At 73.6% G+C, this 18307-nt stretch carries 15 protein-coding genes and 1 pseudogene; 11 read left to right on the forward strand and 5 right to left on the reverse strand.

The window, feature by feature from the left end:
• The first annotated feature begins 8 nt into the window (after nucleotides 1–8).
• On the forward strand, nucleotides 9–1052 hold the full coding sequence (locus H297_RS0106660) for a BadF/BadG/BcrA/BcrD ATPase family protein (protein WP_051351640.1): 1044 nt from the start codon (nucleotides 9–11) through the stop codon (nucleotides 1050–1052).
• Nucleotides 1053–1193: 141 nt separating this feature from the next.
• Nucleotides 1194–1448, forward strand: a complete 255-nt coding sequence (locus H297_RS0106665) for a hypothetical protein (RefSeq protein ID WP_051351600.1) — start codon at nucleotides 1194–1196, stop codon at nucleotides 1446–1448.
• Between the two features lie 94 nt (nucleotides 1449–1542).
• On the opposite strand, the gene H297_RS0106670 is transcribed toward H297_RS0106665, so the two are convergent.
• The gene (locus H297_RS0106670) at nucleotides 1543–1734 is read right to left on the reverse strand and encodes a hypothetical protein (RefSeq protein ID WP_027736400.1); all 192 of its coding nucleotides are present in this window, start codon (nucleotides 1732–1734) and stop codon (nucleotides 1543–1545) included.
• A gap of 247 nt (nucleotides 1735–1981) precedes the next feature.
• Nucleotides 1982–3604, reverse strand: a complete 1623-nt coding sequence (locus H297_RS0106675) for a hypothetical protein (protein WP_027736401.1) — start codon at nucleotides 3602–3604, stop codon at nucleotides 1982–1984.
• 624 nt (nucleotides 3605–4228) lie between these two features.
• Between H297_RS0106675 and H297_RS34950 the strand changes: the two genes are divergently transcribed.
• The 5 genes from H297_RS34950 to H297_RS34960 all read left to right on the forward strand — a co-directional run bounded on the left by H297_RS34950 (nucleotide 4229) and on the right by H297_RS34960 (nucleotide 8731).
• Complete coding sequence (locus H297_RS34950; protein WP_486589429.1) at nucleotides 4229–4705, forward strand: hypothetical protein; 477 nt, start codon at nucleotides 4229–4231, stop codon at nucleotides 4703–4705.
• 173 nt (nucleotides 4706–4878) lie between these two features.
• Nucleotides 4879–5550 (forward strand): DUF5134 domain-containing protein, encoded by a 672-nt coding sequence (locus tag H297_RS0106685; RefSeq protein ID WP_027736402.1) that lies wholly within the window; start codon nucleotides 4879–4881, stop codon nucleotides 5548–5550.
• A 155-nt stretch (nucleotides 5551–5705) separates the two neighbouring features.
• Nucleotides 5706–6644 (forward strand): M56 family metallopeptidase, encoded by a 939-nt coding sequence (locus tag H297_RS0106690; protein WP_027736403.1) that lies wholly within the window; start codon nucleotides 5706–5708, stop codon nucleotides 6642–6644.
• Between the two features lie 131 nt (nucleotides 6645–6775).
• Nucleotides 6776–7495 carry a phosphatase PAP2 family protein gene (locus H297_RS34955; RefSeq protein ID WP_078513796.1) on the forward strand — a complete coding sequence of 240 codons (720 nt, stop codon included), beginning with the start codon at nucleotides 6776–6778 and terminating at the stop codon, nucleotides 7493–7495.
• 474 nt (nucleotides 7496–7969) lie between these two features.
• Nucleotides 7970–8731 (forward strand): TetR/AcrR family transcriptional regulator, encoded by a 762-nt coding sequence (locus tag H297_RS34960; RefSeq protein ID WP_078513797.1) that lies wholly within the window; start codon nucleotides 7970–7972, stop codon nucleotides 8729–8731.
• 72 nt (nucleotides 8732–8803) lie between these two features.
• Here the strand turns inward: H297_RS34960 and H297_RS34965 are convergent, their stop codons facing one another.
• Entirely contained in the window at nucleotides 8804–9478 is a 675-nt protein-coding gene (locus tag H297_RS34965) for a DUF6214 family protein (RefSeq protein ID WP_486589430.1), read from the reverse strand.
• Nucleotides 9479–9862: 384 nt separating this feature from the next.
• Here H297_RS34965 and H297_RS43160 point away from each other — a divergent pair.
• The 4 genes and pseudogenes from H297_RS43160 to H297_RS0106725 form a co-directional block, all read left to right on the forward strand.
• Nucleotides 9863–10120 (forward strand): annotated as a pseudogene (locus H297_RS43160) (exo-alpha-sialidase); the annotation flags it as partial.
• 67 nt (nucleotides 10121–10187) lie between these two features.
• Nucleotides 10188–10865, forward strand: coding sequence for a uracil-DNA glycosylase (locus H297_RS0106715; protein WP_027736404.1), 678 nt, complete (start codon nucleotides 10188–10190; stop codon nucleotides 10863–10865).
• On the forward strand, nucleotides 10862–12031 hold the full coding sequence (locus H297_RS34970) for a BadF/BadG/BcrA/BcrD ATPase family protein (RefSeq protein ID WP_037793036.1): 1170 nt from the start codon (nucleotides 10862–10864) through the stop codon (nucleotides 12029–12031). Before H297_RS0106715 ends, H297_RS34970 begins: the two co-directional genes overlap by 4 nt.
• Before the next feature lie 244 nt (nucleotides 12032–12275).
• Nucleotides 12276–13277 (forward strand): hypothetical protein, encoded by a 1002-nt coding sequence (locus tag H297_RS0106725; RefSeq protein WP_027736405.1) that lies wholly within the window; start codon nucleotides 12276–12278, stop codon nucleotides 13275–13277.
• Between the two features lie 300 nt (nucleotides 13278–13577).
• On the opposite strand, the gene H297_RS0106730 is transcribed toward H297_RS0106725, so the two are convergent.
• Nucleotides 13578–14681 (reverse strand): lactonase family protein, encoded by a 1104-nt coding sequence (locus H297_RS0106730; RefSeq protein ID WP_027736406.1) that lies wholly within the window; start codon nucleotides 14679–14681, stop codon nucleotides 13578–13580.
• Nucleotides 14682–14812: 131 nt separating this feature from the next.
• Complete coding sequence (locus tag H297_RS0106735; protein ID WP_027736407.1) at nucleotides 14813–18085, reverse strand: family 78 glycoside hydrolase catalytic domain; 3273 nt, start codon at nucleotides 18083–18085, stop codon at nucleotides 14813–14815.
• Nucleotides 18086–18307: the final 222 nt, after the last annotated feature.

An 18307-nucleotide genomic window follows, 5' to 3' on the forward strand; every position in this document is an offset into this window, starting at 1 on the left:
CGGAGTACGTGACCGAGCCGGACAGCGACCGGGCGGGTGCGGCAGCCGCCCCGCCCACGCCGGGCGTCCTGGCGATCGACGCGGGCAACAGCAAGACCGACGTGGCGTTCCTGGGGGGCGACGGGACCGTACTGGCCACCGGACGCGGCGGCGGCTTCCGCCCCTCGGCCGTCGGCGTCCGGGCCGCCGTGGACGTACTGGCCGACGCCGTGGCCCGGGCCCGGGCCGCCGCGGCGGGGCCGGCACCGCTGCCCGCCGTACGCCAGGTGATGGCCTGCCTGGCCAACGCCGACCTGCCCGTCGAGGAGGAGCGGTTGGCCGCCGCGCTCGCCGAACGGGGCTGGGGCGAGGAGGTGACGGTGCACAACGACACCTTCGCCGTCCTGCGCGCCGGGATCGGCGCGCGGGACGGCGACGCAGCGCCGTGCGGAGTGGCTGTCGTGTGCGGCGCGGGCATCAACTGCGTCGGCATGCTGCCCGACGGACGCACCGCACGCTTCCCCGCACTGGGCCGGCTCTCCGGCGACTGGGGCGGCGGGGGCGGGCTGGCCGACGAGGCGCTGTGGCACGCGGCCCGCGCCGAGGACGGCCGCGGCGAGCCGACGCTGCTGCAGCACGCACTGCCCGCCCACTTCGGCCTGCCCTCGATGTACGCGCTGATCGAGGCCCTGCACCTGGGAGAGATCCCCTACGCCCGGCGACTGGAGCTGACCCCCGTGCTGTTCGAGGTGGCAGGTGAGGGCGATGCCGTCGCCCGGTCGCTGGTGTCCCGCATGGCCGAGGAGGTGGTCACCATGGCGGTGGTCGCGCTGCGTCGCCTGGACCTGCTGGAGAAGGAGGTTCCCGTGCTGCTCGGTGGCGGAATCCTGGCCGCCGGACAGCCGCTGCTCAACGACCGTGTCACCCACCTCCTCGCGCGCCGCGCCCCCTACGCCGTTCCCCGGGTCGTACGGGCCCGCCCGGTGCTGGGGGCGGCGCTGCTGGGCCTCGACGCGATGGGCGCCCCGCTCGATGCCCACGCCCGGGCGCGCCTCCACTTCACCCCCTCCTGACCCGGGGCGGGGCCGCGACGATCCGACTTGCCCTGAGGTGCAGCGCACTGCAAAATTGCCACGCACTCATTCTTTCTGGGTGCCGGTCAACTGCCGACGGCACGCCGTACGCGCGCGCCACAACGACCATCGAGGGGCGTCATGACGGCACCCGAGGCACACGCCGCGGAAGGCGGAAGCCGGAGCTTTGAGGCGCACCAGGCCGCCGTGGAACGGGCGAACGCCGCTCTGGAGACCCAGACCCTCGGTGAGGGCTGGCACAACAGTCCCGGCGAGACCCTGGGCCGCGTGCTGGCCGACCTGTTGCACTGGTGCGACGACACACAACGGGACTTCGACGCCGCCTTGGCCCGTGCGCGCCGGCAGCATGCGGCGGAGCGGCCCGGCACCGCCTGAGTCCCTCAAGGACGCCGTCAGCCGGCCCGGCGGGGCGGAGCCGACCGGAAGACGGCTCCGCCCCGCGGCGGAGAGCGGTATCTGCTCCGGAGGGTCAGCGTCCGCCGGAGAAGATGCCGCCCAGAACGGTGTCCAGCACCTTGCCCGCGACATGCAGACCGGTCTGCTCCCGCGGAGTCAGCTTCTGGGGCTGGCCGCCGGGGGTGTCGGCGGCCACGGCGGGTCCTGCGGCCAGAGCTGTCGCGGCGAGCAGCGTGGCCAGGGTGAGAGCCGGGCGACGGAACATGCGCACTCCTGCGGTAGGTGACGAACAGTGCGCTCCCATGGTTGGCAAAGTGCCGCCGGGCGTGGTGCGCGGCTGGCCCCGCGCTGCTGCGAACGGACGAGCCCGCGCCACCCCTGCGGACGTCCCCGTCCGGGTCCACCAGGAGTCCTGGCAGTCGCCGACAGCGCCGCCGGTGGCGGTCCGCCCTTCGCCGACGGTCGCCGGCACGCGAGCTGCCGACGCGCGGGGCGGACCAGCGGCGCAGGCTTCAGTGGTCGACGCCGCCGAGCAGACGCTCCGTGTGCTCCTCCAGCAGTCGTACCGCGCCGGGTTGGCGCCCCGGAACGCGCCGCCTGAGTACGACGAGTTCGGGAGCCAGCTCACGGGCGGACTCCTCGTCCTGCCCGCGCAGCCGCTCCCACTGGTGGTGCGCCCGGTCGACGGCCCCTTCCACCTCGGAGGCGCCCTCCGCCTCCCCGAGCTCCAACCGGCCGCGGGCAACCGCCATCCACAGCTCACAGCTGCGGGCCGGGGCACCGGAGAGACGGGCCAGATCTGCGCGCACCTCCACCCAGTGCAACACCCCCTCCGAGCCGGGCCCCTCGATCTGTTCGGCGGACTCCTGCCAGGCCGCCGCGACGGCCTCGGCCTCCTCGTACCTGCCGTCCCGCGCCGCGTTCATGATGGCCTCGTGCGGGTTCTCCTCCCCGCTCGTCCGCCCCCCGGACCCGCCCCGTGCCTGTGCGGACACGGGCCCGTCCGGCCGGGGCGCCGAGGCGTTCCGCCGAGCAGGGGCCGAGTGGTCCGCAGCGGTGGGAGGGGGCACGTCGTACGGGTCGGAGGGGGCAGCCGCGTCGTAGGACGGGGGGTGTCCGGCCGGGTCCTGCGATGCGGGGGGACGGAACCCGTCCGGGTCCGGGTGACCGGCGACGGAGGGTACGGAGCTCACTGCCGGTTCCGCCGGGTACGGGCGGGAGGGCGGGGCACCGTACGGCTGGGGGGCGGCACCGTTGGCGGGCGGCGGTGGGGCGGAGCCGTCGGGAAGAAGGTGCCCGGCGTCCGGGGCCCAGGGGGGAAGAGCGGTCCGCGCGTCGGGGGCCTGGCTCTCGTACGGGGCGGGCGCCGGCTGCCAGGCGCCGGGACCGCCCTGCGGGACGTTGGAGAGGGCCGGGTGCTCCGCTGTCGTCGAGGCGACGAAGAGGGCCTGCGACTCCTCCGTCGCGTGCGCGGTCGCGGCGGCCCGTTCGTGCAGCTCGGCGAACGGCATACGGCCGCCCGCACGCCACAGCCGGACGCATTCCTGAAGGTAGGTGGGCGCTGCCGGGGCCGTGCCGCCCCGCAGCCGCCGCCACTTCGACTCCCGTGCCTGGCGCACCACTCGCCCGAAGACGCCGACACCGGGAACGTCGGGCAGGCCACCGGCGCGCACCGCGTCCCAGGCGCCGGTCTCCGCCGCGACGTCCAGCAGCACCGTCGTCGATCCGGCGGGGCGTATGGCCAGCTCTCCTACCAGCCACTCCCAGGGCAGACCGCTGTAGCGGACGGCTGCCGACCCCTGGCCGGGTGCGCCCAGACCGATGTGGAGTCCCCCTTTGCGCGGGTCCTGGCGCACCTCCCCCACGATCAGTACCAGCAGCCGGCCGGCCACGCCCGCGACGAGGCGGACGCGTGCCAGCACCATCTGCGGGTCCACCGGGCCCACCAGTTCGACGACTTCGAGGCCCCGGTGCTCCGCGTTGCCGTTGCCGCCGGCCCCGGTCAGCACTCCCGGCCACGACACCCCGCCCAGGCCGGCCACCACCACGCCCACGTCCATGAGGCCTCCGCCGACGCCTGCCACCACCAGGACGCCGTCACCCGCGGACTCGGGGCCCGCACCCGGTACCGACACCAATACCCCCCACGCACCGAAAAGCAGTAGAACACGGACAGTTCACGGCCGCGGCTCCGACGGACGACGGACCCGGGACCGTGCCGACGACGACCTCCCAACCTTCGACGGCAGACCCAATTCAACACGACGCGCCGGTCGTCGGCGATCGGGACGGCACCCCCGACCGCCCGGCGAGCGCCCCGGGCGGAGATTCGGACGCCACCCCGGTTCGCCACCCCATCGGGTGAATTTCTTCAAGTGCGCCTCTCGGCGGCGTCTTGCGACCGGTTCGACGAAGAGACGCGACCGAAGAAGAGGAAACCACGGAATCCGATCACAAACCTCTCCCGTCCGGCCTCACCGTGATCACTCATGAACAAGATCGGTACTCGCACCCGGCCATTTGTACGATGCCCTTCCGGCGGAGATCCAGGGCATTGTCCCGTGCAATTGCCGATGAATTTGCACACGGCACCCCATCGTGGCGTGCGGACCACCCCGACCTGTAGCTTCCGGCAGAAGGGGACCGCGACGGAGGGATGGGAGGGGAAGAGAACGTTGAGCGTTCGGATGCCCTCACCGTGCGAGCGCCACAGCTCCCGCGCAGAACACAGCGCCATCAGGACCGCGGTCGGGGAAACGGTGACCGCGCCCAAGGGAAGCACGAAGGCCGAGAACGGCCGGCAGTTGAGCGACCCGGGAAAACCTCCTGGCGGGACGGCCGAGGCGCCAGTCGCGTTCACCGCTTTCTGCGCGCTGTACCGCACCCGGTATCTCCAGTACGCACAAAGCTGCCTGCCCGACCCGCACACGGCCGACATCGCGGTGCGCATGGCGTTCGCCGAACTGGCGGAGCAGTGGGACCAGGCGCTGCGCAGCCCGCACACCAACGCCTACGCCTGGCGCCTGCTCAACCGGCACATCAGCGTGCGCGAACGGCCGACCGGTGCCGACAGGGCTCCGGCCGGACCGCGGGACGGCGGCAAGAGCGCGGCCCAGGGCGACCGTTCGCTGCTGCCGGACCACACGAACGAGACGCGCATCCTCCACCACGATCTGGGCATCCCGTTCGGAGAGGCCACCGAACTGATGGGACACGCCTCTCCCAGGCCCCGCTGAGCCACGGTTCCTCTCTCCCCACGCCCGCTCCCGTCGCCGCCTTCCGTCCCGCACCCCGACCCGTCGTCCGGTGCTCCCCCACTGCGCCCGTGCGCTCCCGTGTGCGGGCACAGCGGAGGGCAGCCTTTCGGGCGAGCGAGGAGGCAGTCCCGCAAGAGCGAGGGGGATGACCGATGCACGGCTCCGCCACGGTCGGCTGGTTGCTGGTGGCACTCTGCGCGGTGACGGGCATCTCATGTGTGCTGCGGGCCCGCGGCGCGGAAGCGGCCCCGCGCGCCGACGCGGCGGGCGAGGCGGTGATGGGCTTCGCCATGGCAGCCATGGCGGTGCCCGCCCTCTGGCACGGCGCTCCGGTACCGACCGCCGTCCCGGCATGGGGCTTCGCCGTGATCTTCGGCGCCCTGCTGGCGTGGGAGACGCGTGCGCTGGCCGTCGCCTCCCGGCACGGGCGCGGGCAGCGGAGCAGAGCCGAACAGCACGGGGGCGGTGTCCGAGGGGTGCACGCGCACCATCTGGTCGGCGGCGCGGCGATGCTGTACATGTCGCTGGCCATGGCCCTCCCGACGGCAGGCGGAACGGGTACCGCGGTCCACCACGCCGGTCCGGGCGGCGTTCCCGCGGTGACGGGGGTGCTGCTGGCCTACTTCGCGGCGTACGTGATCTGGACCGGAACCAAGCTGGTGGTACCCGCGCCCGAGGGCGCGGCAGCGGTGGTGGTACCGGACGGCCGCACGGCCGTCGGCACACCGGCGGGCGCGGCCCCGTCGGCCCGGCGTACCGGACTGGCCGCCGGATGCCGGCTGGCCATGGCGACCGGTACGTTCGTCATGCTGCTCACCCTGTGACGGCCCGCCTGCCGGCAGGCGAGGGCAGGCCGGCACCGCAGACACGAACCACGGGTGCCGATCTCGCACAGGGGCGGCACCGGCACCGTGAGCCGCGTCACTTCTGCACCGCCGGACGTATCACTGTCTCGTAACGGCCTCTTAGGCTGAGCGGCATGACGGTCCCGCTCGCGTTGATGGCCCTCGCCCTGCTCGCGGCCGGGCTGGCGCCTCGCGTGCTGGCCCGCTGCTCGTGGCCCGACCGGGAACCCGTGCTCGCCCTGTGGGTGTGGCAGTGCGTGGTCGGTGCGGTGCTGCTGTGCTGCGCGCTGGCGATGGCGCTGTCGGGTGCGGCCGCGTTCGCGGTGGTACGCAGCCATGTCTTCGCCGGGGCGCCGGACGGCGTGGCGCAGGTCTACACCTCCAGCGCGTACACGCCGTGGGCGGGCGCGCTGTGTCTGCTGCTCGCCTGTGGCGGTGCGTGGACCGGTGCGATGCTGCTGCGGGAGGTCAGGGACGCGCGAGTCCGGCGTCGCAGGCGCCGTGCGGAGTTGCGCGAGCGGGTGCCCCGGCTGCCGGGCGAGACCGCGGCTTCCAGCGAGCGCCTGGTCGTGCTGGAGGACGAGAAGCCGGACGCGTGGTGGCTGCCCGGCACCCCACCGCGACTGGTCATCACCACAGCAGCTCTGCGTCGGCTCAAGGGACGCCAGTTGGACGCCGTCCTCGAACACGAGCAGGGCCACGCGCGAGCCCGTCACGACTGGCTGCTGCACTGCTCCGCGGCGCTGGCGGCAGGCTTCTCGCGGGTGCCGGTCTTCGCCTCGTTCCGCGACCAGGTGCACCGGCTGGTGGAGCTGGCCGCGGACGATGTCGCCTCCCGCCGGTACGGCCGGCTGACCATCGCCCTGGCCCTGGTGGAACTCAACGAGGGCCGGGGCGTCTTCGGCCCGTGTCCGGCGCCGGTGGCGATGGTGCCGCAGCGGGTCCACCGCCTGCTGACCCCGACTCCTCGACTGTCGGTGAGCCGCCGTCTGCGGATGACCGCCGTGGCTTCCCTGGTGCCAGTCGTCTCGGTGCTGGTCGCCTTCGTCCCGGGTCTGACGGCACTGCGCTAGCCGAGCCGCGCCCGGCCTGCAACGGCAACGGCAACGGCAACGGCAACCTGCCGGACCGTACGGCGTGAGCCACAGCCCGTGACACGCCCACGACTTGTGCCGTCACGGGTGGGCCGGGTGATGATCGGGGCATGCGTGGTGGTCCGTTCCGTGACAGCTCCCGGCCCCGCTTCGGGTGGCAGGCCATGACCGCTGCCGTTCTCGGCGGCGTCGTCGTCGTGCTGCTCGTCCTGGCTGCGCTGCCGTGGCAGCCGATCACCGCTCTCGACCGCGACGTGGCCGCCGGCTTGCACGCGGCCGCTCTCGACCACCCAGGCGTCACCCGGGCCAACCGCGTCCTGTCCGACTTCGTGTGGGACCCGTGGACCTTCCGGCTGCTGACAGCGGCGTTCGTGGTGTGGCTGCTGTGGCGGGGAGAGCGGCTCCTGGGGTGGTGGCTCGGAGGCACCGTGCTGGTGGGCTCGGGAGTGCAGCAGGGGTTGAAGGCGGCGCTGGGCAGGGAACGGCCGCAGTGGCGCGAACCGGTCGACTCGGCGCACTTCTCGGCCATGCCGTCAGGACACGCGCTGACCGCCGCACTGGTGTGCGTGACGCTGCTGTGGCTCTGGCACGAACGGGGCGCCTCCACGACGGACGCACGCTGGCGGTGCGCGGCGGCGGTCGCCTGCGTCTCCGTCGCGGGCGTGGCGTTCACCCGCCTGTGGCTGGGTGTGCACTGGCTGACGGACACCTTGGTGGGCATGGTCCTCGGTACGGCGATGGCACTCGCCTCCGCAGCCGCCTGGGCGGCCCTCCGCACGGGAGAACGACTCCCCGTCCCCGCACGCGGGCCGGAGCCGGAAGACCACTGACCACCGGCCGCACGTACGCGACCACCGCTCACGGTTCGCGGGCGACGACTGCGATGTGGCTCCGGCCCGGAACGGGAGCGCGCCCGACAGGCGGCCGACGAGGTCATCGGCGGCGTCGGCGGCGCTGCCGTCGGCGGGGTACGCGGAAACGTGCACCGTGGGTGGTTCCGGATCCGTGCCGAGTGCGGCACCGTGTCGTCGAGCGTTCCGGGCTCCGGTACCGGACCGCCGGCTCTCCTCCCCAGCGCTCACGCGTGCGCCGCTCACCGTGTGCCTTGACGTACCTCCGGCGGGAGTTCGCCTGACACGACGGGGAGTGGGCCACGAGCCGGGTGATTGACGCCGGTATCGAGGCGATCCCCCGCGTCGCCCCGATACCGACTGCTTCTCCGGCTGTCCACGCACGAGGCGCTCGGGCACCCGGAGATGCCCTGAGTATACTGGCTGCCAGCCAGCCAACCCAGGAGTTACAGGATGTCCCCTCGGAGCGCATCGGTCAATGAGGAGATGCGCCGACGCTCGCGTGAACGCTTGCTGCAGGCGACCGTCGAGCTGGTCGCCGAGCACGGCTACGAGGCGACGACGCTGGGCGCCATCGCCGACCGCGCGGGAACGGCACGCGGCCTGATCTCCTACTACTTCCCGGGCAAGCGGCAGTTGTTCCAGTCCGCGGTGCACCGGTTGATGCACCTGACCCTGGCGGAAGCCCTGGGGCGGAAGCCGCTGCCCGAGGGGACCGTCGGCCGACAGGAGGTGCTGGCCCGTGCCGTCGACGCCGTTCTGGGCCTGGCGCGGGACCATCCGGTGCTCATGCGGGCACACATGGCGGGCATCCTGCAACAGGAAGGCTTCGTCCAGTGCGACGAGCAGCAGCAATTGGCGACGCTGCTGCGCGCGACGGTGATCCGGTACGGCTCCGGCGACCCCGACCGCGACTACCCTCTGCTGCGGGCGAACCTGATGGGGGCCGTCGTCGCCGTCCTGCTGCCCGGCGCTCCGATGCCCCTGGAACGGCTGCGCGGTGAGTTGTTCACCCGGTACGGGCTGGCCTGGGAGCGAGGCGTACCGCCCCTACCCGCCGGTGAACGGGAGGAGGGACCCTCGTCCGTGGCCCTCCTCCGCCGGCTGGGGGGCACCGCGTACGGCCAGGAGCCGGACCCGTCGGCGCCCGGCGCGCCGAAGACCCCGGAGGCCGGGCGGACTGCGGGCGATCCGGACATTCCGGGGCAACGATAGAGCGTTGATCCTCGGCACCGAGCTCGCTGTGCCGTGCTCCCTCGGTTCTGCCGGTGCCCTTTCCGCGGGTGCTCAGCGGCGGGCGTGCCGGGGCGGCAGCAGCCCGTCGTCCCGGGCCTCCGCGATGACGCGGAGGGACCTACGGCGGCTGTGTCCGGTCAGCAGCATGACAGCCAGCACCGGATCGGCCCCGCGCCGCCGTGCCGCGGTGTAGGTCTCGGCGACCGCCTGCCGCGCAGCCCTCCCCCGCGGTACCGGTGGCCGCCCCCGTCCCCGTACCGGTGCGGGGGGTGGCGCCGCGGGCAGCACACACGCGCCTGTGGCCCACACGGTGGGCGCCGTCTGCGGGGGCTGGAGGACCGCCGGGCACGCGTCCGTCAGCGGTTCGCCGAGCCAGGGGGCGAGACGCGCCAGCCCCTGCGGGGTCAGCGGCGGGTCAGCACGGACCTCCTCCACCCGGATACCGCCGTCCACGACAGCCGCCAGGACCTCCACCCTGGTGCTGTCCGGCAGAGCGAGTCCGACGGCGAACCAGGGAGCCTGGCCGCTGGCGTCGTACGGTGCCGGGCCCGCGCCCGTGCCGTGACCCAGCAACTGCCAGGCGGTGCAGGGGGCGGGGAAAGGCCGGGGGCCCGGCGGACCGCTGTCCGTCGCGCAGCCGTCGCAGGAGCACGCCACAGGCGAGGAGCTCTCCGGCGGGCGGGGGTTGTCCGGTGCGTTGCGGGCGTACGCGGGTTCGTCCGACACGTCGCGGGACGGTAGCGGCGGATCACGCGGGCGGGCTGTCCGGCGCGCACGAACCGGGCGACGGCACTCCGATCGACGGAGGCGGCGACAGCCCGTACGGCGTACCCGTACCGCCGTACGGGGGCCGCGCCCGCCCGGGGGGCCTTGTGCCCGCCCGGATCGGGAGGAGATGTCAGTGGCCCGGTGCAGACCGAGCGGTACCTTGCACGACGACGTCCTGGGCCTTCGTGGGCTCTCGAAGGTGCCGTCATGGCGGATGTACTGCTCGCGGTGGGTACGCGCAAGGGGCTCGTCCTCGACCGGAAGGAAGCCGGGCGGCGGGGGCCGGACGCATGGCAGTCGGCCGCACTTCACCGCGCAGGCCGTCCACTCCTCGGCATCGGCCGGGTGGCTGCCGGGCACCGCTGCCGGATCACCGTACACAGGACGCGGGCGGGCGGTGGGAGGAACCGGGGCCGGACTGCCCAAGTCGGCGCACTGCGCGACTGTGCTGCGGGGCGCCCTGTGCACGGACGACGCCGATCCGGCCGGGCTGCGACCGGCAACCGCAGCGGAGAGGTGTTCACCGGCGCGGACGAGGACGAGAGCCGGCAGCCGTCGGTGCAGCACCTGCCGGACGTGCTGTGTGTGCGGGCGCGGTGATCGGCTGAGCGGCGGAGGGGGTGATCGGGCAGCGGCGCCCGGGAGTGAGCCAGTAGAGTGACGGCCCGTGGCTGCACGACCGTTGAACGAGATTGTCGAACCGGGCTGGGCGAAGGCCCTGGAGCCGGTCGCCGAACGCGTCGCCGCGATGGGCGACTTCCTCCGCGCGGAGATCGCGGCGGGGAGAACCTACCTGCCGTCGGGGGCGAACGTCCTACGGGCGTTCCAGCAGCCCTTCGACGAGGTGCGGGTCCTCATCGTGGGACAGGACCCCTATCCCACCCCGGGACACGCGGTGGGCTTGTCGTTCTCGGTCGCGCCGGACGTGCGGCCGATACCGGGAAGCCTGGAGAACATCTTCCGCGAGATGCACAGCGATCTGGGCCACCCCCGCCCCTCCACCGGCGACCTGACGCCCTGGACGCACCAGGGCGTCCTGCTGCTCAACAGGGCGCTGACGACCGCCCCGCGCCGTCCCGCGGCCCACCGCGGCAAGGGCTGGGAGGAGGTCACCGAGCAGGCGATCCGGGCGCTGGTGGCCCGGGAGCGCCCGCTGGTGTCGGTGCTGTGGGGCAGGGACGCCCGCAACCTGCGCCCTCTGCTGGGCGGGCTGCCCTCCGTCGAGTCCTCGCACCCCTCGCCGATGTCGGCGGACCGCGGTTTCTTCGGCTCGCGCCCCTTCAGCCGCGTCAACCAGTTGCTGGAGCAGCAGGGGGCCGCGCCGGTGGACTGGCGCCTGCCGTGACCGCCGACGCTGGCGGAGAGGACGCCTCCTCGGCCGCGCACCACTGGGTGCTCGGCGTCGACTCGGGCGGTTCGGGCCTGCGAGCCGCCCTGGGGCGGCAACGCGCGGACGGGGCACCGCCCTGGACGGTGGGGACCGTCACCTGTCCCGAGCCGGTCCGTACGGGCGCCGCGGGCATCGATGCGGCGCACATGGCTGAGCAGTTGGTGCCTGCCGTGCGGAGACTGCTGGCGGACGTCGCCGAGGAGTCCGGCCCGCGCACCGGCACCCGGGCCGGCTCGGAGAGCGACCCTTGGGCCGGCGTAGGGAACGGCGTGCGGATTGCGGCGGCGTGCGTGGGTGCCGCAGGGATGGCGACCCTCGGGGCGGGGCTGCGGGCCGAGCTTCCGGGTCTGCTGGCTGCCGAGTTCGGGGTGCGGCGGGTGGCGCTGGCGGCCGACGCGGTGACGGGTTACGCGGGTGCGCTCGGTGAACGGCCGGGGGCGGTGGTGGCTGCCGGTACCGGAACGATCGCCCTGGGCACCGACCTGGCCGCCTGGTGGCGTGCCGACGGCTGGGGCCATCTGCTGGGCGACTGCGGCAGCGGAGCGTGGATCGGGCGGGCCGGGCTGGAAGCGGCCATGCGGTCCCACGACGGGCGCACCGGCGGTTCGACCGCGCTGCGCGACCGCGCCGAGGCCGTCTTCGGCGCGCCCCTCGACGGACTTCCCGGACTGCTGTATCCCCGCACCGACCGCCCCGCTGTCCTCGCCTCCTTCGCACCCGAGGTGGCCCGGTGCGCGGAGCTGGACCCCGTCGCGGCGGGCATCCTGCGTGCCGCAGCGGCGGAGATCGCGGCGAGTGTCGTCGCCGTGTGCCCTGCGCCCCCCGTACGGCCGCCACAAGGCGCCGACGGGCCCGAACGCCGCGGAGCCCCACTGGACGCGCCCTCGGGCCCCCGGGTAACGGTCGCCCTCACCGGCGGCCTGTTCCGGCTGGGCGAGCCCCTGACGGGGCCGCTGCGGTCGGAGCTGTCCGCACAGCTGCCTCATGCGCACGTGACCGAGACCGCGGGCGGTCCACTGGACGGCGCGCTGCTGATGGCGGGGCGCCTGGCCACGGGCGGCCTCGCGCTTCCCCGGGACGCCTCGCTGCTCACCCTCGCGGAGACCCCGCGCAGCCGCTGAGAGGGCTCCTCGGAACCGCGGAGGGGCACGCAGAGGTTTGCGGTGCCTGCTGCGGGATCGGGCGCGGGGGCGGCCGGCCGGCGTCCGGGACGGACACGATCTGTCCGAGAGAGAACGAGAAGGAAAACGAGGGGGCACAAGCGCCGGGGAACCGGTCACACCGAGCCGGGCGAATCAGGACATACGTCCACCGGTCAACCCCGGCCGAACAGCCGACCTCATCAAGGCATTAGCATGCGGGCGCATGAGCTCCCCCACAGGACCGGACAATGGCCTGCCCGTACGAATGCCACGTCCCCGCCGGCCCGGACGACACCGCCGGCCGGAGCCCGTCGTCGCCCCCGAAGGAGCGCCGGCGCTGGTACTGGCCGTCCCGGGCCCCCCCTCTTCCGCGGCACGTGGCGTCGCGGAGGAGACACTGAGCATCGCCCGGTCGGAGCTGCCGGGTCTGGACGCGCGGATCGGTTTCGCCGAGGGCGACGACGAGGAGTTCCCCACCATCCGCACCGCGCTCACGGAGGCGGTGGCCGACCGTACGACGCGGCTGCGGTACGCGCGGGAGGCCCACGAGGCGGCGGTCGCCGCGGCCGACGGGACGGAGTCCGAGGAGCAGGAAGCCCTCGTGGCCGCCCAGGCGCAGGCGCTGGCCGATGCGGAGAGCGGCCTGCCCGCCGTGGTGGTGCCGCTGCTGGCCGGGCCGGACGCCGCGCAGCTCAGGCGTATCCGCCAGGAGGTGCTCAACAGCGGCTCCGGCGCCGAGCTGACCGACGTCCTGGGCCCGCACCCGCTGCTCGCCGAGGCCGTGCACGTACGGCTCTCCGAGGCGGGCCTGGCCCGCGCCGACCGAGCCAGGCTGTTCACGGTGGCGACAGCGGCGGACGGCATCGTCCTGGCCACCGTCGGCGGCGAGGAGGCCGTCCAGGCGGCAGGGATCACCGGCATGCTGCTGGCGGCCCGGCTGGCGGTTCCCGTGCTCGCCGCGGCGCTCGACGACGAGGGCGCCATTCAGCACACGGCCGAGCAGCTGCGCAACTCCGGCTCGCAGAATCTGGCCGTCGCCCCGTGTCTGATCGGGCCGGAGGTCGCCGGCGGGCTGCTGGAGGCTGCGGCGCAGGAGGCGGGCTGCTCGACGGCGGAGCCGCTGGGCGCCTACCCCGCACTGGGCAAGCTGGTGGCCTCGACGTACGCGACGAAGGCCGGTATCGCCCAGCCGGAGGCGGCGCGGCAAGGCGTCCCGGCCCGCTGAGGGCCGCGCACGGCCGCGGAACCGCGCACGCCTGTCTCCTCGGCCCGCACAGCACGGCACGCACAGCGCCTGCCCGAGCCTCTCGGGCAGGCGCTGTGCCGTATCGGGACGGCTCACGGCCTGTCGGCCGGCCCTTCGGCCTCGGTCGTGCGCTCGCGGGGACCGACGGCGGACGGCTGGGCCCGCCCCCGGCCAGGCTCCGGCGGGCGTTGCGGAACAACCGCCGGCGCATGCCCTGCCCCGCCGGAGCACGGACCCGGCTGCCGGACATGGGAGAGCGCTCCCCAAAGGTCGGTCCTGTCAGCCGAAGACGACGCAGGAGGCGGCCGGGGCAGCAAGGGAGCCCGCCCGCTCCGGGACGCCGGTCGCCGGGTCCACGTCGAACCAGGTGACGTCGCCGGACCGTTCGTTGGCCGCGTACAGCCGGCGCCCTGCCGGGTGCAGGGCGAGGTCCCGTGGCCAGTGCCCGCCGCAGGGGACGCTGGTCACCACAGTGGGCAGGTCGTCCGCCGAGAGATCCAGGACGGCGATGCTGTCGTCACCCCGGTTGGCCACCCAGGCGAAGCGTCCCTCGGGCGAGAGGACCAGCGCGGACGGGTAGTTGGCCGCGGATCCCTCACCCGCTGCTGTCCGCGGCACCACACGTGTCTCGCCCAGCGGCTCCAACTCGCCCCTCCCGCCGTGCCAGCGGCAGGTCGTCACGGTGGAGTCCAACTCGTTGGCGACGTACACCCGTCGTTCCTCGTCCGCGCCCTCGGTCTGCCCGGGCCGGGCGGAGGGGAACGCCAGGTGGCGCGGGCCGGTCCCGGCCCGGAGCGGCACCTCACGGTGCAGGCGCGGAGCCGCCCCCTGGGCCCCCTGGTCACGCAGGTCGTAGATCCATACCGAATCGGTGCCCAGGTCGGTGGAGAGCAGCCACTGTCCGGACGGGTCCGGTACGACGGCGTGGGCGTGCGGTCCCTCCTGCCTGTCGGTCACCGGTCCCTGCCCGTGGTGCTGGTGGAGGGCGGGGCGGGCGTCCAGGCTTCCGTCGGCATGGACGGGCAGTGCTGTGACGCTGCCCGAGGAGTAGTTGGCCGTGTACAGGTGGTCTCGGGTGACGCTCAGATGTGTGGGTCCGGCACCGTCCACGGAAACGGTGCTCCCCACCGGCACCGGGCACGTCTCCTGCGTGAGGGAGAACGCCGCCGCGCCGCCCTGGTCGGTCTCGCTGACCGCGTACAGGAACCGGCCCGACGGCGCCACCGCCAGGAACGAGGGGTCGGCGACGACGTCGTCCGTGTGGTGCAGCGCGGTGAGCGCGCCTGTGGTGCCGTCCAGGGCGGCGGTGGTGATGCCGCGGCCTGCCGCGGAGGTGAACGATCCGATGTAGGCCCGTTCCCGGTGTTCCGTACCGTCGGCCATGGCGCTGCCCTTCGCCGCTCCGTCTGGGGGCACGAAGGTAACAGGCCGCACCTCTTGGTCCGGACCACCAGGCCGAGGTGCAGGAGCGGGCGGCCCGGGGTCGCCGGAGCCGCCCGCCGGACAAGGGCGGGTCATGGGCGTCCGCTGAAGTGCCACGAGCCGTGCGGTACGCGGTGGATGACGTACCCCGGCTCGGTGCGGACGAACTCGGCGCCTTCAGGGGCGTGGACGGAGGTCCGCGAGGCGGCAGGTGTGTGGACCTCGGCCGTGGCCCCCACCGGGACGCGCACGCTCATCCGCACGGTCGCATCGATGCGCGACCAGGCCACACGGACCGGTCCGCGTACCGTGTGCAGTTCGGTACGCGCCCACTCCACGCCTGTGCGGGCGTCGGGGCGGACGACGAAGGTGCGGTAGCCCGCGTCACCGGGGCGCAGGCCGGCGACGTTCTCGTAGAGCCACTGCACCACGGTGCCCATGAAGTAGTGGTCGCGTGAGCGCGATTCCAGCTCCCACATCTCCCACAGGGTGTCGGCGCCCTTCTCCAACCAGTACCCCCAACTCGGGTAGGTCTTCCGGGTGGCGAGAGCGTGTGCCACCTCGTAGTTGCCGCCGGCGCTCAGGGCACGGAGGAGGACGCTGGTGCCCAGGCAGCCGGTGTCGAGGTGGTGGCCGCGCCGCTTGATGTCGGCGACCAGGGAGGCCGTGACACCCGCTCTCGCGCCGACCGGCACCAGGCCGAAGGCGAGCGGGACGCAGTTGCTGGTCTGACGGTAGTCGGGGTCCTTGGCCGTGCGGTAATGGCCCTCGGGACCGAGGAACTCCTCGTTGAACGCCTTCTTGAGCTCGGCCGCAGCGCTGCGGTAACGGTCGCGGACAGCGCTGTCGCCGAGGAGGCCGGCCATGTCCGCGGTGTCGAGGAGGGCCCGGTGGAGATAGGCCGAGGCGGTGAGCCGGGTGTCCTCGGGCGGGATGCCGTCCGGGTGGCCGGGTGGCAGCCAGTCGCCGAGAGCGGTGACGGCCAGACCGTCCTCCAGGCGGGCGAGCTCCCAGTCCAGGTAACGGATCACGGCAGGCAGATGGTCGTGCACGACGCGTTCGTCCCCGTAGACCCGGTACATCTCGCGCACCAGGAACGGATAGACGGTGGTCCACTCGGGGGTCGGTGCCAGCTCTTCGAAGCCCCAGCCGCCGCTCGGGACGATCACCGGCAGTTGGCCCTCGTGGTGCTGGCTGTCCCGCATGTCGTCCAGCCACTTGCTCACAAGGCGGTGCATTCCCAGTGCGTACATCATGACCGGCGCACCGACCTGGGCGTCCCCTGTCCAGCCGTTCTTCTCGAACATCGGCGTGTCCGTGGGGTAGCCGTGCAGGTTGTTCAGCACGGTGCGCCGCATCGCCCGCTCCAGCCGCTCGTAGAGGGGTTCCGAGCACTGGAAGCTGCCGGTTTCCTGGACCTCGGAGTGGACGAGCCGGCCGAGTACGTCCTTGGGGCCGGGCTCACCGGGCAGACCGCTGATCTGCACGTAGCGGAAGCCCTTGTAGGAGAACTTCGGCTCCCAGGTCTCCGCGGTACCTCCACCCGCGCAGAGGTACTCGTCCCGCTGGCAGCGTCCCGGCGCGTTGGCGTTCTCGGCGTACACGCTGCCGTCGTCCTTGAGCTTCTCGCCGTGCGTGAGCGCGATGGTGGTTCCGGCCGGGGCCTGCACCGTCAGCTTCGTCCAGCCCGCCATCGTGCGGCCCATGTCGACGATCCAGTCGTCACCGTGGGCCTCGACACCGACCGGCTGGACGGTGCCGACGACCCGGATCGCGTCATGCGGCTGTGCGCGGAGTGTGCCCTTGGGAGGGTCCAGGCGGGCGGGACGTGTCCAGCCGCTGTCGTCGAAGCCGGGCCGCGACCAGCCCGGGGTGTGCTTGCGCGCGTCGTACGTCTCACCCGCGTAGAGGGAGTTGGACCGCGTCGGTCCCTCGGTCATCCGCCAGGAGCCGTCGGTGGCGACGGTGGTGCGCGAGCCGTCGGGGTGGTCGATCTCCAACTGGCCCAGCAGGCGGGGCTCGGCGTGCCAGGGCGGGGTGTGCCAGTTCCATACGTTGGGGGTGGTCATGCCGAAGAAGCCGCGGCCCAGGGTCACGCCGATCGCGTTGGCGCCGCCGCGGAGGTGGTCGGTCACCTCGTGCACGGCGTAGAACACCGTCTTGTCGTAGTCGGTGAAGCCCGGATCGAGCACCTGTCGGCCGACGCGGCGGCCGTTGATCTCGGCCTCGTAGTACGCGAGTCCGCTGATGTACAGCCGCGCCCTGGAGATGGGCTTGCCGACCTGGAACTCGCGGCGCAGCAGCGGCGCCGGCTGTTCGGCCGCCGGCACCTGGACGCCGGTGCCCCACGGTCCCTCGCCGTACGGGGCCAGCACCTTCGCCGCCGCCCAGCGGCTGTCGTCGAAGTCCGGCTGCTGCCAGCCGTCCTGCTCGGTGCCCGCGCACCGCCAGTCGGCACCGGAGACCAGTTCGTGGGAGTCGGCGACCAGACGTACCAGCAGCCCGCCGGGGTTCGTCGACGCGTCACCGCGGTTGGTGGCCCGCGCGGCCAGCACCACACGGCCGTGGGCGGCCCGTACCTTGTCGGTGACGTCGGCCGCTCGGGCGGTGCGCCAGCCGTCGGTACGTACCGGCGCCTCCAGCACCTTCTCCCCGTTCAGGTACAGGGTGAAGTCGTCGTCGGCCGTCGCCACCACCTGGGCCCGGGACACCTCGGCCCCGCCGGGCAGTTCACGCACCCCGCGGAACCACACGCTGCCCGCGGGAGCGTCCTCGGCGGAGGAGCCGGGGAACCAGATCCAGGAGGCGCCCTCGACGCCGGGCGGCTTCGGCGGTGCGTCGGCGCCGATCCAGTGCCCTGTCCACGCGTCCTCGGCCAGGGCGGTCTCCCACCATCCCGCGGCGCTCCACGCCGAGGGCCGCCCTTCGGCGTCCCACACCCGCACCTGCCAGTGGTAGCGGGTACGTGGTGCGAGCGCGGGTCCGCCGTAGGGGACGGAGACGGTCCGCTCGGAGGTGACCCGGCCGGAGTCCCACACCGTCCGTGATCCCGCAGCCCGTGTGACGTGGATCTGATAGGCGCTCTGCCGGGCGCCGCTGTGCGCGGCGGACAGCTCCCAACTCAGCCGCGGTCTCGCCACGTCCGTGCCGAGCAGCGATTCCGCGTACTCGACCGTCGTGCGCTCCACGCGCAGCGTGCCCTCCTGCTTCGGGGGCGCGCCCTGGGTGTGGCCGGCCGCGGCGGCTGCGGCGAGGCCCGGGCCGGCGACGCCCGCGGCCGTACCCGCGCCGACAGCCGCGGAGGCTCTCAGGAAGGCCCGGCGCTCCCACGCGCCGGCGGTGCTCGTGCGTCGGTCACGGTTCATGAGGCGCTCCTCGGCAGGCGTACGGGAGCCAGGGCGGCGGCCGGCGGACAGCCGCTCACCCGGAGTCCCTCGACTGTGGTGCGGCGCGATGAAAGGTTTCAAGACAGTCAGGGAGAAGTTAGGGACAGTCCAGCACGAGCGTCAACTGTCGCGACGGAATGCGCGTTGAACGATTCAGGCCCAGGGCTCATCGCGATCATGCGTACCGAAGAGGTGACCACC

It is taken from the genome of Streptomyces sp. CNT360 (assembly GCF_000424785.1).